The following is a 14049-nucleotide window of genomic DNA, read 5'->3' as shown; positions in this document are numbered from 1 at the left end:
GGGGGCGTCTCCGTTCCGCTGCCTCAACGCAGTTCGCGGCTGGTCAGGGTTTCATGCAATCCTGCCTTAGATCCAGGACGGCATCCACATCCGGTAGCGCCATTCTTGGTAGGGGATGGTCTCAGCCGTCCACACCGGGTAGAAAAATGCGGACAACAGGACTGCCCCGGCGACGAAGAGGGCCACCAGGTAAACACCGGACCGCCGGCGCCAGAGCGGGTCGGTGTCCCGGCCCAGGACGAGGCCCAGGCAGTACACCAGCGCGAGCACCAGGAAGGGCTCAAAGGAGACGGCGTAAAAGAAGAACATGGTCCGCTCCGGGTACAGGAACCACGGCAGGTAGCCGGCGCCCACGCCCGCAAGGATCGCCCCTGCACGCCAGTCCCGGCGCCCGGCCCACCAGAACAGCAGTACCACCAGTGAGATGGCCGCTCCCCACCAGATCATAAGGTTCCCCACCGAGAGAATGGCTGAGGCGCAGTTGGGCACGTCGCATCCCGGGACGCCCTGCTCCGGCTTCTGGTAGAAGAACGACGTCGGTCGGCCCATCACCAGCCAGCTCCAGGCGCTTGCCTCGTAAGGGTGTTCGGAGCCCAGTCCCTGGTGGAACTTGTAGGCCTCCAGGTGGTAGTGCGCCAGCGAACGCAGGGAGTCCGGCAGCCAGCCCCACTCCGCTGAGGGGTTGCTCTGGGCCCACCGCCGGAAGTAGGCGCCCTCGGAACGGAACCAGCCCGTCCAAGTGGCGGTGTAGACCACCACGGCAACCGGAACCATGCTGACAAAGGCAGGCAGTCCATCCTTGATGATTCCGCCGCTGATCCAACCGCGGATTCCCGCGACGCGCCGTGCATTGAGGTCCCACAGGACCGTCAGCAGACCGAAGCCGGCGAGGAAAAAGAGGCCCGACCACTTGGTGCCTATGGCGAGTCCCATGCACACGCCCGCGGCGAGACGCCACCAGCGGATCCCCAGCCACGGTCCCGCCAGCAGCTGGCTGGCTGCGGGCCGATCGTTCAGGGACGCGGCCGCGAGCCGTCCGAGCCGTGCGGCCAGCCGTCGTCGTCCGTCATCGCGGTCCAGTAGCAAAGCTCCGAAGGCCGCCAGGAGCCAGAACATCAGGAAGATGTCCAGGAGTGATGTCCGTGACATCACCAGGTGGTGGCCGTCGACGGCGAGCAGCAGGCCTGCGGCGGCAGCCAGCGGTAGTGACCGGAACAGTTTCAGTGCAATCAGCGTGAGCAGCAGGATGGACAGGGTTCCGGTCAGTGCGGCCGCGAACCGCCAGCCGAACGGATTATCGGCCCCGAAGAGCCACATGCCGCCGGCGATCATCCACTTGCCCACGGGCGGATGGACCACGTACTCGGGAGTGTCCAGGAGGATGGCCGGGTTGCCTGCGTTGAACGAGTCGTTGGCCTTGTCCGGCCAGCCCCGTTCGTAGCCGCTGACCACGTAGGAGTAGGCGTCCTTGACGTAATACGTTTCATCGAAGACCAAGCTGTGCGGCGTGTCCAGCCGGACAAAGCGGAGGACGCCGCCGATCACGGAGGTCAGGGCGGGCACCAGCCAGAACCAGAGACGCAGCGACGGCGGGTAATCCCGCCAGCTGCGGGTGCTGCCGATCAGGCGCTCGCGGAGGGCTGTGGCAGAGAAGGCCTCCGCCGGACGGGCGATCCACGGGCCTCGTGCCGGCGGGATGGTCTGGCCGGCCTCGGCAGGCCGCATGGAGGTCTGCGTCACGAGCCCCATGCTACCTTTTGCAGCTTGGGCCGCTAGCCAGCAGTACGCTGGGGGAGTGGACCCTAACCCCAGCACCTTCGCCGATTCCCGCCCCGCAGAACCTTCCGTTGCCGCCGGGGAGGAGCCAGAGACAGAGGTTCACGCGACAGCGGACCCGGCTGCAGCGGCACCGGTCGCCACGGGGCCCGGCCGGATTGTGCTGGCGGCAACGCCCATCGGGAATACGGGAGACGCGTCGGCCCGCCTGATCGAGCTCCTGGGGACGGCGGACATCGTGGCCGCCGAAGACACCAGGCGCCTGCACCGCCTTGTCCAGAGCCTCGGAGTCACCGTCGCCGGGCGGGTCATCAGCTACCACGAGCACAACGAGGCCACCAAGACCGCGGAGCTGCTGGAGCACGTCCGGTCCGGCAAAACCCTGGTCATGGTCACAGACGCCGGCATGCCTTCAGTCTCGGACCCGGGGTTCAGGCTGGTGGAAGGCGCTGTGGCAGCCGGACTCACCGTGACCGCCGTCCCGGGCCCGTCCGCGGTACTGACGGCCCTGGCACTGTCCGGTCTCCCCACCGACCGCTTCTGTTTTGAGGGATTCCTGCCCCGGAAAGCCGGCGAACGGGCGTCGCGGTTGGCGGACCTTTCGGCCGAACGCCGGACCATGGTGTTTTTTGAGGCCCCGCACCGGCTGGAATCGATGCTGCGGGCGCTGCGCGAGCGTCTCGGTGCCGAGCGGCGGATCGCTGTCTGCCGCGAACTGACCAAGACCTACGAGGAAGTCATCCGCGGGACGGTCGGGGAACTGTTGCTGTGGGCCGAAGGCAACGAGGTCCGCGGCGAGATTGCCGTGGTGCTGGGCGGAGCCCCTGAGCAGGCGCCGGGCACCCCCGAGGACCACGTGGCGGCCGTCAACGAGCTGGTGGCCCAGGGAATCCGGCTCAAGGAAGCCGTGGCCGCCGTAGCTGAGGACGTCCGCGTCAGCAAGCGGGAGCTGTACTCGGCGGTCCTCGCGGCACGCTGAGCGTACGAAAAGGCCAGCTGTGCAGCTGCACAACGAAATCTCGCTTCAGCAGTGCGTCCAGGCGTAGACCCTCTGGCGGCCGCGGCAGTAGTGTGACAGTAAATCAGCCAATACGGCAGGCCGCCCAGGCCCTGCGTCAAGGCTGAACCAAACCTTACTGACGAGGGAGTCACCGTGACTGTCACCGCACAGCCAGCTGTTACCGCGGAGCGCGAAATCGCACTGCTGGCCTCTGTCCCCACCGGATTGCTGATCAACGGCGAATGGCGCCCGGCGGCGTCAGGCAAGACGTTCGACGTCGAGGACCCCGCCACGGGCAAGGTGCTCCTCAGCATCGCTGACGCCGGCGCCGAAGACGGCAAGGCTGCTTTGGACGCGGCCGCCGCAGCGCAGGAATCGTGGGCGAAGGTCCCGGCCCGTGAACGTGGCGAAATCCTCCGCCGTGCCTTTGAGATGGTTACGGCGCGTGCCGAGGACTTCGCGCTGCTGATGACCATGGAAATGGGCAAGCCTCTGGCCGAGGCCCGCGGCGAGGTCACCTATGGCGCCGAGTTCCTGCGCTGGTTCTCCGAAGAAGCCGTCCGCGCGTTTGGCCGCTACTCGGTCTCGCCCGATGGCAAGTCCCGCCTGCTGGTCACCAAGAAGCCGGTGGGCCCGTGCCTGCTGATCACGCCGTGGAACTTCCCGCTGGCCATGGCCACGCGCAAGATCGCCCCTGCTGTCGCGGCCGGCTGCACCATGGTGCTGAAGTCGGCCAACCTCACGCCGCTGACCTCGCAGCTGTTCGCAGCAGTCATGCAGGAGGCTGGCCTGCCGGCCGGAGTCCTGAACGTCATCCCCACGTCCACGGCAGGAGCCACCACCGGCCCGCTGATCAAGGACCAGCGCCTGCGCAAACTCTCATTCACGGGCTCCACCGAGGTGGGCCGGCGCCTGCTCGCCGACGCGTCCGATACCGTCCTGCGGACCTCCATGGAACTCGGTGGCAACGCCCCGTTTGTGGTGTTCGAGGACGCGGACCTGGACGCCGCCGTCGCCGGTGCCATGCTGGCGAAGCTGCGGAACATGGGCGAGGCCTGCACCGCGGCGAACCGGTTCATCGTCCACGAGTCCGTCGCCGACGAATTCGCCCAAAAGTTCGCCGCGAAAATGGGTGAGATGACCACCGCCCGGGGCACCGAACCGGAGTCCAAAGTGGGTCCGCTGATCGATGCCAAGAGCCGGGACAAAGTTCACGAGCTGGTGAGCGACGCCGTGGCCTCCGGCGCCAAGGCTGTCCTGGGCGGCGCCCCGGCCGAGGGCCCGGGCTACTTCTACCCGCCCACCATCCTCACCGGCGTCACCGAAGGCACGCGGATACTGTCCGAGGAAATCTTCGGCCCCGTCGCCCCGATCATCACCTTCGGCACCGAGGACGAAGCGGTCCGCCTGGCCAACAACACCGAGTACGGTCTGGTGGCGTACGTCTTCACGCGCGACCTGAACCGCGGCATCCGGATGGGCGAACGGCTCGAGACCGGCATGCTCGGCCTGAACGCCGGTGTCATCTCCAACGCCGCCGCACCGTTCGGCGGCGTGAAGCAGTCCGGGCTGGGACGTGAAGGCGGCCTCGAAGGCATCGAGGAATACCTCTACACCCAGTACATCGGCATCGCGGACCCCTACGCCGGCTGACCGGATCGTCCGCCGGCTGACAGGATTATCCTCCGGTCAGCCGCTTCCTCCACCGCCTGTAGGTAGCCGTTGCGGCGAGCCGCTATTGGCTACCACGCGGCCGGAACAAGCCGCCGCGCGCCCTCGACCAGGAGCGTGCGGCGGCTTTTGCCGTCCGGCGCGCCAGCCTGTTGAGCCCTCTGAACGGGGCAGCCAGGAGCCAGGCCCACCGGCCCAGAACCGACGGCGGGAGCCAGTAGGCACGGAGGCGTCGAGGGAGCGAGGCGTTGGCACGCAGGGACTGCTGCACCGCCGCGATGCGTGGGGCAATGGCCACGGTCCTGCCGCGGCCGGCTGTGTCCTGGACTGGCGGGCCGTAGTGCCGGCGTTCGAAGTCGGAGGTGAGGCTGCGGATGGCTTGGTGCGCGGCGTCGTCCATGCCGCCATGTTCGCCGAGCAGCGATGAATGGCGGAGCCGTGCGGAATACGTCCGGGCTGTTTCGCTCGAGTCCGGTGGCAGCCCGTAGTCGGTTCCGAGGTCACGGATTTCGGCCCACGCCAGCGGAATCACGTCCTCCCGCGCCCGGTCCTCGGTGCGGAGCCGCCCGGCACGCCGCCCCACCCGCACAAGCCGTGGCGAAGCTGCCAGCAGGACCAGGCCCAGCGCGGCGCCCGTGCCCAGCAGCCATGGCAGGAGCAGCTGCCCGAGGCCCCCTGCGCCGCCACCTGCACCGGGGAGGGGCGCGGCGGTGGCGCTTGGCGTGGGGGTCGGGGCGGTTGCGCCGGGAAGGAGGTCGTCGTTATTACCCAGCGAACCGGGGATGCCGGGTGTGCTGGTTTCCGTGGCGTACGCGGGTATAACACCACGCGACGGCGTGGGTTCGAAGGGCACCCACCCCAATCCCTGGAAGTAGAGCTCGGGCCAGGCGTGGGCGTCCCGGGCGTCCACCTCATACTCCGGCAGCGCACCTTGCCCGGCCACTGAAACCGTGGAACCAGTGCTTCGGCCCGGCGCGTAGCCAACCGCGATGCGGCTGGGGATACCTTCCAGCCGGGCCATCACGGCCATCGCGGACGAGTAATGGATGCAGTATCCGCTCTTCTGGGTCAGGAAATCGGCCAGCACCGAAAGCCCGTTACCGTCGTAGCCGCCCTGGACAGGTGACTGGAGCGAGTAGGTGAACTCCCCTGAGCGAAGGTATTTCTGGATGGCCATGGCCTTGGCGAATGGTGTGTCACTCGAAGCTGTCACCGTGTCAGCCGTGCTGCGGACGATGTCCGGGACGTTGCCGGGAACCCTGGTGAAGTCAGCAGGGATTCCCTGCACGGCCTGCGACGACTGTTGAAGGAGGGTGGCCGTGAGCTTAGGCGCCGTGGACACCACAATGTATTGCTGTGCCCGCGTGTTGGTGTTGGAACCCTTGACGGCCAGGGTGGCCGGGTCCCATGTCCAGGCGCCATTGAGCCCGCGGATTGTTTCCGGCGCGTACGGCAAAGGCAGGTACGGGCTGGTGAACGTGCCCGTAACCACGGCAGTCACCTGGCGGACCTGCTCCTGGGCGACGATCTCGTAGCCCGTCTCAAGCTGTCCGGCCACGGGGCGCCGCTCTGCGTCGCGGTCATCAGGTCCCCAGGATTCGCCGTCGAAATTGTCAACAGTGACGGACCGCAGATACAGCGGCCCGGCCGCGTTGGTGGCATAGGTGATCCGCCCGCTTCCGGCCGGTGCCCGCAGGCTGTTTCCCAAGGTAATCATGGGGTTCAAGCCGGTCCCGGCGCCCCACGGGTTCAGCCGGGAGCCCTGCGGAAACGTGCCGTGGTCGAATCCCGGGATGACCGCCGGCACGGCCAGGGTTGCCACCAGTGCCACGGTTCCGGTCAGCACGGCCCGCCGGAACTGGCCGAGATTCCGGCCGCTGTCGGCCGCAGTGCGGGAATCCGGTGCAAACCACTGGCTGCACGCGAGGATCAGGAGGTACCCGGCCACCGTGGCAGTGAAGCCCAAAACCCCCACGCTTTGGGGCTTCACGGTGGCGGGGACTACCAGGATGGCCAGCAGGCCCAGCCCGGTTGTTGCCGGCATGCCAAGCGGCACGGCCAGCGCATCGATGAGGATGACTGTCAGGCCCAGGGCGGCGCAGCTGACCATAACGATTCCGGCGTTCGGAGCCACCGGGGCACTTTCCGCAAGTACCGTCTCGCTCGCCCGGCGGACGAACCTGTCCACTTCAGCCAAGGTTGCCCCGGACGGGATGAAACCGGCAATGCCCGTGCTCCGGAAGAACGTCAGGGTGAGAATCGCGATCAGGGAGGCAAAGCCGCCTGCCGCCACCACGAGAGGCTGCGCGCGCAGCGCGCGGAGCGTGGCGATGGTCAGGCAGACCACCACCACCGTGGTCAGGATGGGCAAGTACCAGGCCCAACCCCGCAGAACACCGTTGAGGGAAATCGCGGCGCCGGCCACGGACAGGGCAACGGCACCGGCCATGGCCCAGGGGTACGCCCCGACCCGCGTCCGTGCCGGGGCCTGGCCCGGGGCACCTGTGGCTGCCTGCCTGCGGGACGCGTTGCGTTCCGGTGCCAGCGTCACCGCCCCACCCCCGCTCCGCGGCGTACGTCTGCCGCTGCCGTGGCCGGCGCGGCACCACCATGGTCGAAGTGGGTCCAGGCGTCCGGGACCGGAACCGAGGCTGGCACCGCCACTGCCCGCCAGCCGCCCCGGCGGAGGGCCTCCAAAGAGTCCTCGGAATCCGCGGGCCTCTCGGAAACGATTATGGCGAAGGCGTTCGCGCCGTAACCTGCCGCTGGAGCGAGGGCTCTGGCCTCGCTCGGAGAGATCCTGCCGAGCACGGCAATAAGGGGTCCCCGCATCCGGTGGGCCGAGAGTTTGTCCATCAGGTGATCGTCGAAAACGGCCGGTCCGGCATCCTGGCCACCGTGGTCCCGGGCAGCGTGGTGCGGACCGGATAGCTGGATGGCGGCGAGGCTTTCGGCGATCGACTGGAGCCCGGACACTCCGCTGAACTCTTCCGCTTCCGGTTCCGGTGCGGACGGGGAGCGGAGGAACGCGGGTTCGCCGCGGGGGTCCAGGAGGCGGAGGGCGTAGTTCCGCTCCGAGAGGTGTGTGCAGATGGAGATCGCGGCCACCACGGCCCACTCGAACGTGCCGCTGGTGATCATATCGTGGCCGTCCACGGCCGCATTGCCCCCGAAACCGGAGCCGGGCCCGCCGGAAAACGCCGCGAACCGTTGGTCCAGGATGATGGTGGCCTCCGGCGTCGTGACGGATTCCTCCTGGCGCACCATCAGGGCGCCGTGGTGGGCGGTGGCTGCCCAGTGCACCCGGCGCATGGGATCGCCCGGGCGGTACTCGCGGGTCATGACGTCGTCGTCGCTGGGGTTGGCGCGGGTACGGGTTGCTGTGATGCCGTCGTTGCCGCGGGCCCCCGCGAGGCCCGTCACGGGAAGCTCGACGGCGGCGGGCGTCACGGTGAGCGTGTCGCCGTCGTCAATTGACCGCCGGTGCAGGGACAACCCGAACGGATCAGTGAACTCGGCGGTTACCGGGCCGATCAGGTACTGTCCGCGTTTGGTGGAGCGCAAATGGTATTCGTACCTGCTGGTCCCGCCCTTGGCTGAGCGGGCCGGGAAATGGAAAGCCGGGGACTCGCCGAACCGCGGCGGCAGCCGTTCCTCCATGATCGCCCGGCCGCCACCGAAACCGGTCCGCGCCACGGCTAGCCGCACTGTGGTGGCGGCGGAGGTCTCCACAGGGGAAGGGTTGAACTCGCGGTAAACCTGGAACCGGGGCTTGAGCAGCCGGATCCCGGCCAGCGAAACCAGGGGAAGGACGATGAGCAGGACACTCAGGCTCAGCAGGTCCCGCCGCCCCATGAACTGCGCAGACAGCAGGCACACGGCGCCGGCGGCCAGGAGCCCCCAGCCACGCTGGCTGAACAGGTGCCGGGGTAGTCGGTCACGCAGCGCCATGTGACAGCCCTGCCTAGTGGTTCCGGCGCAATCCGGCCGGCGGGGCCGATGACCGGGCCGGGTTGTTCACCGGGTCCTGGTTCACCGGGAGCCGGGAGAGGATGCCCCGGATGACGCTGTGCGGGGTCTCGCCGGCGCCGGCCGCCTTGCGGTCCAGGATGATCCGGTGGAGCAGCACGGATTCCGCCACGCTGACGACGTCGTCTGGCAGCACAAAATCACGGCCGTCCAGCGCCGCCGTGGCCTTCGCGGCCCGGAGCAGCTGGAGCATGGAGCGTGGGCTGGCGCCCAGCCGGAGCAGGGGGCTTTCGCGCGTTGCGCGGCCTACTGAGACGGTGTATTCCTTGAGGGCCTGGGAGACGTAAACCTGTTGGACCGTGGCGATCATCGCTGCGACGTCCGCCGCGGTGACCACAGCGGAGACCTTGGCCAACGGGGAGGTTGCCTGATGGGTCTCCAGCATTTCGATCTCGGAGTCCTTGTCCGGATAGCCCATGGAAATCCGCGCCATAAAACGGTCGCGCTGGGCCTCGGGGAGTGGATAGGTGCCTTCCATCTCGATCGGGTTCTGGGTGGCCACCACCATGAAGGGTTCGTCGAGTTTGTACGAGTCCCCGTCCACGGTCACCTGGTGTTCCTCCATACACTCCAGGAGGGCGGATTGGGTCTTGGCGGACGCGCGGTTGATTTCATCGCCAATAACGATGTTGGCGAAGACGGCACCCGGGCGGAACTCGAACAGCCGCGACGCCTGGTTATAGATGGACACGCCCGTCACATCCGAGGGCAGCAGATCAGGAGTGAACTGGATGCGGCTGACCGTGCAGTCAATGCTCCGGGCGAGGGTTTTGGCCAGGAGGGTCTTGCCCACACCTGGCACGTCCTCCAGGAGCAGATGGCCCTGGGCCAGCAACACCGTCAGGGCAAGCCTGGCCGCATCCGACTTTCCGTCAATGACGGTGTTGATCGAGGCGAGGATCCGCTGGCTGGCCGCGTGGAATGCTTCCGCGTCCATGGCTGCTGCCTTGTGACCGTTGAGATGGCCCGCCTGCTCCGTCACGGCGGTAAAGTTCCGGCTGGCAGGGGTTACCGCGTTGACGGCGGTGCGGCGGTGGGAGTCCATCTGCAACCTTTCAGCCCGGGGATCACCCGGAACGGGACAGCAGGCCTGCCTTCGCCCGGCGGTGGGCGTTCGCATCTGTTCGTACCAGCCTACTAACACAACTGCCCTGGCTGACAGAGAGTTCCGGGAATTCTGCCGGATCCGCCGCCGCTAGGCTTGAGGAATGTGCAATTCGCTGATTCCCGCCGCTTACCGTGCCGCCGGGGTGGACTCTGCAGATGCCGGCCGGCAGGCGCGGCCGGACTATCCGCCGGCGCCGGAGCCGCTGCCCGTCCCTGTGATGGACAACCATACGCACCTGGATTTCCCCGACGGCGAGAGCCCGGTGGGCATCGCCGCGGCGTTGGATGCGGCCCAGGCCGTCGGAGTGCAGGGGGCCGTCCAGGTGGGCTGCGATCTGGAGTCTTCCCGGTTCACGGTCCGCGCCGTTGACCTGGACAGCAGGTTGCTGGGGGCAGTGGCACTGCACCCCAACGACGCCCCGGACTATGCCAGACGCGGCGAGCTGGAGGATGCGCTGGCGGAGATTGAGCAACTGGCCGCCCACCCCCGGATCCGGGCCATCGGCGAGACCGGCCTTGATTTCTTCCGCACCGAAGGGGAAGGCCTGGCCCACCAGCGCTATTCGTTCCGGCGGCATATCGATATCGCCAAGCGCCTGGACCTGACGCTGCAGATCCATGACCGCGACGCGCACGAGGACGTGGTGCAGGTCCTGCGCGAGGAGGGGGCTCCGGAGCGGGTGGTGTTTCATTGCTTCTCGGGTGATGAGGCGCTCGCCAGGATCTGCAATGCCGCGGGCTGGAACATGTCCTTTGCCGGCACGCTGACCTTTAAAAATGCGGCTAACCTCCGCGCCGCGCTGGCGGTGGCAGACCCGGACCTGGTGCTGGTGGAAACGGATGCCCCGTTCCTGACTCCGCATCCGCACCGCGGCCGTCCCAACGCCAGTTATGTGGTGCCGTACACCGTCCGCGCCATGGCCGAATTGACAGGAACTGAGCTCGCGGAGCTCTGCACCCGGATTAGCGAGAATACCGTGCGGGCGTACGGATCGTGGGACTGATCTGGGCCTCGTCGCATTGCTTGGCCAACATACCTCGTATGTAAATTTCTTGGCTGCTTTATAACGCTACGGTTACAGTGGAGAACTATTAGCCGGGGTCGGGGAAGGCCTTCGGATAATTTCACTTCATTCGCAGCAGGACCAAGCAGGGCTTTGATGCCCTCTGCCTGCCGAGCGGAGTGTGGCGGCGCAACGGTGCCCGGAGCTTGTCCCCAGGGTCATGCGCCGGCTATTTCACTGCGTTTTTCCCCGTGCCCGGATGGATCTAAAGTTACGGGCAATCGTGGTCAAGCTCTTCACAACGGACGGCAAGTTCAGTTATATCAAGGTGGGCACCCAACTGGTGCTGCTGTGTGCGCTGGTATTGGGCCTCGTGGCCTTCGTCGGAAATAACAAAACCGTTACCCTCAACGTCGACGGAAAAGTGACTTCGGTCCAGTCCTTCGGCGGCACCGTGGGCCAGGTCGTAAAAAGCGCCAACGTAGAACTGAAACCGGCTGACCGCGTCTCGCCCTCGGCGGACGCCAAAGTGGAGAACGGCACCGTGATCAACGTCAACATGGCCAAGGCCGTGAAGGTCAGCCTGGACGGCTCTGAAAAAACCATCAACACCACGGCGCCGGATGTTGCGGGCCTCGTCACCGAACTCGGAGTGGCCAGCTCCTCCTCCGTGTCCGTCCCGAAGGACGCCCAGCTCGCTGTGGCCGGATCGTTTGTCTCCATCTCCACGCCCAAGACCGTCAGCATCGTTGCCGATGGCAAGGCCTCCACGGCCACCACCACCGCGGGGACCGTCGCCCAGGTGCTGGAGGACGCCGGCATCACCCTCGGCGTCGACGACCGCACCTCCCAGCCGGGCAACGCGCACGTGGTCAACAACATGGTGGTTAAGGTCTCCCGGGTGGATACCAGCCAGACCGCGGCCACCACTGAAGATGTTGCTTTCGACAGTATGACCACTGAGAGCGCTGAGCTTCTCAAGGGCGAGAAAGAGGTCACCCAGGCCGGCGTGGCCGGCAAGGTGGATAAGAGCTACAAACTGGTGATGGTTGACGGCCGTGAAGCCTCGCGGACGCTGGTCTCCGAAACTGTTTCCGTCCAGCCCGTGACGGAAAAGGTCACGGTAGGCACCAAGGCAAAGCCCGCAGCCGCCGCCGGAACGAACACCGGCGCCTCGGCCCCGGCCATGATGAACGAGGCCATGTGGGACAAGATCGCCCAGTGTGAGTCCACCGGAAACTGGTCCATCAACTCGGGCAACGGCTACTACGGCGGCCTCCAGTTCGACATCCGGACCTGGATCGGCTCCGGCGGCGGCGCCTACGCCCCCAACGCCAGCCTCGCCACCAAGGCACAGCAGATCGACATCGCCAACCGCGTGTACGCACAGCGTGGCCTGCAGCCGTGGGGCTGTGGCTGGGCCGCTACGAGCTAGGCACCAATGAGCACCTGCGCTGGCGGCAGCTGACCACAGCCGCCAGGCAATCAGAAGACAGCGGCCGGCCCCGGATTGTCCCGGGGCCGGCCGCTGCCGTTAAGCGGAAACATACACCGCGTAACACGCACGATGCGCGCGGAAAGCGGATGGCCCGTCACGGCGGCCGGGATAGGATACCTAGGTGACTGAACCGACTGCCGCCGCGCCCGCACCCCTCTTCGGTGCTTCCGACATACGCCGGCTGGCGGAAGAAATCGGTATCCGGCCCACCAAGACACTGGGACAGAACTTCGTCATCGATGGCAACACGATCCGCCGGATCGTCTCCGTTGCCAACATCGGGCCAACCGAGACGGTGCTGGAAGTCGGGCCCGGCCTTGGTTCCCTCACGCTGGGCCTGCTGGACGCCGCGCAGACGGTGGTCGCCGTCGAAATTGATCCGGTCCTGGCGGCAAAGCTGCCGGAAACCGTCAAAGCATGGCGGCCGGACGCGGCGGGCGCTTTCCACCTGGTCCAGGCGGACGCCATGAAGGTCACATCGCTTCCCGTTGTGCCCACCGCCATTGTGGCGAACCTGCCCTACAACGTGGCGGTGCCGGTGGTCCTGCACCTGCTCCAGCATTTCCCCAGCCTGCAGCACGGTCTGGTGATGGTCCAGGACGAGGTGGCTGACCGGCTTGCCGCGGGGCCAGGATCAAAGACCTACGGGGTGCCCTCGGTCAAGGCGGCCTGGTACAGCAGCATGCGCAAGGCCGGGGTGATCGGCATGAATGTCTTCTGGCCTGCGCCGAAGATCCAATCCGGGCTCGTGGCCTTCACCCGGCGGGAACCGCCTGAAACAACCGCCACCCGTGAGCAGGTGTTCGCCGTGATCGACGCCGCCTTCGCCCAGCGCCGGAAGACGCTGCGGGCCGCCCTGGCCGGCTGGGCCGGCGGCGCAGCCGAGGCCGAGCGCTGCCTCATCGCCGCCGGAGTGGCTCCATCGGCCCGGGGCGAAGTCATCGACATCCACGCCTTCGCCCGGATTGCCGAAGCCCGCGAGGCCGGGGCGTGAAGGCAGCCGCCGGGAAGTTTCCCGCACGGACGGTCCGTGTGAAGGCGCCCGGCAAGGTCAATGTTTCCCTGGACGTGGGACCCTTGCGCGCTGACGGCTACCATTCAGTTGCCAGCGTGTACCTGGCCGTTTCCCTCTATGAGGAAGTGGCTGCCACCAGCACGGAGATGCCGGGGATCACCGTCAGCATCAGTCCTGACAGCACCTTGGACTTGGACGGCGTGGATATTCCGCTGGACGAGAAGAACCTGGCCTACAAGGCCGCAGCCATCATGGCCGATGTCTCCGAGCATTCCACCGGCGTGCACCTTGAAATCACCAAGCGGGTCCCCGTGGCCGGGGGCATGGGCGGAGGCTCGGCCGATGCCGCAGCCACCCTGCTGGCCTGCGACGCGCTCTGGAACAGCGGGCTGTCGCGGGATGAGTTGGCACATCTGGCCGCCGAATTGGGTGCCGACGTCCCGTTCTCCCTCCTCGGCGGAACCGCCGTCGGGCTTGGCGTTGGCGACGACCTTTCGCCGGCACTGGCCAAAGCCCAAACGGACTGGGTCCTCGTGGCGGCGGACTATGGGCTGCCCACCCCCGAGGTCTTCCGCACCCTGGACCGGCTCCGGGAGGCAGAAGGACTGGACGTTGCCGAGCCCACGGCCGTGGATCCCAAGATCCTGCAGGCGCTGCGGAGCGGTGACGCCGATGCCCTGAGCCGGGTCCTGGTGAACGATCTGCAGCGGGCCTCCATTGAACTTTCCCCCGCGCTCCGCGATACGCTGGGACGAGGTGAAGCGCTCGGCGCCCTGGCCGGAATCGTATCCGGTTCCGGACCCACCGTGGCGCTGTTGACCCACAATCCCGCCGCAGCCGAAAACCTGGCGGAGGACCTGCGGCACTATGGGCTGACGGCATTCCCTGTCCACGGGCCCGTGCACGGCGCGCGCATCATCTCCGATACTCTCCTTTAAGAGTCCCCTTC

10 protein-coding genes are annotated in these 14049 nt (G+C 67.1%); 6 read left to right on the top strand and 4 right to left on the bottom strand.

Annotation, left to right across the window (positions count from 1 at the left end; genetic code table 11):
• Positions 1 to 66: 66 nt before the first annotated feature.
• Positions 67 to 1749 carry a dolichyl-phosphate-mannose--protein mannosyltransferase gene (locus NG701_RS08360; RefSeq protein ID WP_374208668.1) on the bottom strand — a complete coding sequence of 561 codons (1683 nt, stop codon included), beginning with the start codon at positions 1747 to 1749 and terminating at the stop codon, positions 67 to 69.
• Between the two features lie 46 nt (positions 1750 to 1795).
• On the opposite strand from NG701_RS08360, the gene rsmI reads away from it, so the two are divergent.
• Positions 1796 to 2755, top strand: a complete 960-nt coding sequence (gene rsmI / locus NG701_RS08355; RefSeq protein ID WP_374208667.1) for a 16S rRNA (cytidine(1402)-2'-O)-methyltransferase — start codon at positions 1796 to 1798, stop codon at positions 2753 to 2755.
• Between the two features lie 174 nt (positions 2756 to 2929).
• Entirely contained in the window at positions 2930 to 4429 is a 1500-nt protein-coding gene (locus NG701_RS08350) for an NAD-dependent succinate-semialdehyde dehydrogenase (protein WP_252566342.1), read from the top strand.
• An 82-nt stretch (positions 4430 to 4511) separates the two neighbouring features.
• On the opposite strand, the gene NG701_RS08345 is transcribed toward NG701_RS08350, so the two are convergent.
• From NG701_RS08345 to NG701_RS08335, 3 genes are read right to left on the bottom strand one after another with little or no spacing between them, the layout of a single operon-like run.
• Entirely contained in the window at positions 4512 to 6998 is a 2487-nt protein-coding gene (locus tag NG701_RS08345) for a transglutaminase TgpA family protein (RefSeq protein WP_252566339.1), read from the bottom strand.
• On the bottom strand, positions 6995 to 8398 hold the full coding sequence (locus NG701_RS08340; protein WP_252566337.1) for a DUF58 domain-containing protein: 1404 nt from the start codon (positions 8396 to 8398) through the stop codon (positions 6995 to 6997). The genes NG701_RS08345 and NG701_RS08340 overlap by 4 nt, the downstream gene beginning before the upstream one ends.
• Positions 8399 to 8411: 13 nt before the next feature.
• Entirely contained in the window at positions 8412 to 9521 is a 1110-nt protein-coding gene (locus NG701_RS08335; RefSeq protein ID WP_252566334.1) for an AAA family ATPase, read from the bottom strand.
• A 163-nt stretch (positions 9522 to 9684) separates the two neighbouring features.
• Between NG701_RS08335 and NG701_RS08330 the strand changes: the two genes are divergently transcribed.
• The 4 genes from NG701_RS08330 (at position 9685) to NG701_RS08315 (ending at position 14038) form a co-directional block, all read left to right on the top strand.
• Positions 9685 to 10587, top strand: coding sequence for a TatD family hydrolase (locus NG701_RS08330; RefSeq protein ID WP_252566331.1), 903 nt, complete (start codon positions 9685 to 9687; stop codon positions 10585 to 10587).
• 259 nt (positions 10588 to 10846) lie between these two features.
• A complete protein-coding gene (locus NG701_RS08325) occupies positions 10847 to 12022 on the top strand; it encodes a resuscitation-promoting factor (RefSeq protein WP_252566329.1) in 1176 nt (391 codons plus the stop codon).
• A gap of 184 nt (positions 12023 to 12206) precedes the next feature.
• On the top strand, positions 12207 to 13079 hold the full coding sequence (gene rsmA, locus NG701_RS08320) for a 16S rRNA (adenine(1518)-N(6)/adenine(1519)-N(6))-dimethyltransferase RsmA (RefSeq protein ID WP_252566326.1): 873 nt from the start codon (positions 12207 to 12209) through the stop codon (positions 13077 to 13079).
• Positions 13076 to 14038, top strand: a complete 963-nt coding sequence (locus NG701_RS08315) for a 4-(cytidine 5'-diphospho)-2-C-methyl-D-erythritol kinase (protein ID WP_252566323.1) — start codon at positions 13076 to 13078, stop codon at positions 14036 to 14038. Before rsmA ends, NG701_RS08315 begins: the two co-directional genes overlap by 4 nt.
• Positions 14039 to 14049 lie beyond the last annotated feature (11 nt).

The sequence above is a fragment of the Pseudarthrobacter cellobiosi genome, from assembly GCF_023913815.1.
GTDB lineage: Bacteria > Actinomycetota > Actinomycetes > Actinomycetales > Micrococcaceae > Arthrobacter > Arthrobacter cellobiosi.
This window is presented reverse-complemented; position numbering and strand designations above follow the sequence as displayed.

Bases quoted from the DNA above. Each gene is read 5' to 3' on its own strand.
- NG701_RS08360 (WP_374208668.1), bottom strand. From the start codon at position 1,749: ATGGGGCTCGTGACGCAGACCTCCATGCGGCCTGCCGAGGCCGGCCAG.
- NG701_RS08340 (WP_252566337.1), bottom strand. From the start codon at position 8,398: ATGGCGCTGCGTGACCGACTACCCCGGCACCTGTTCAGCCAGCGTGGC.
- NG701_RS08335 (WP_252566334.1), bottom strand. From the start codon at position 9,521: ATGGACTCCCACCGCCGCACCGCCGTCAACGCGGTAACCCCTGCCAGC.
- NG701_RS08330 (WP_252566331.1), top strand. From the start codon at position 9,685: ATGTGCAATTCGCTGATTCCCGCCGCTTACCGTGCCGCCGGGGTGGAC.
- NG701_RS08325 (WP_252566329.1), top strand. From the start codon at position 10,847: ATGGATCTAAAGTTACGGGCAATCGTGGTCAAGCTCTTCACAACGGAC.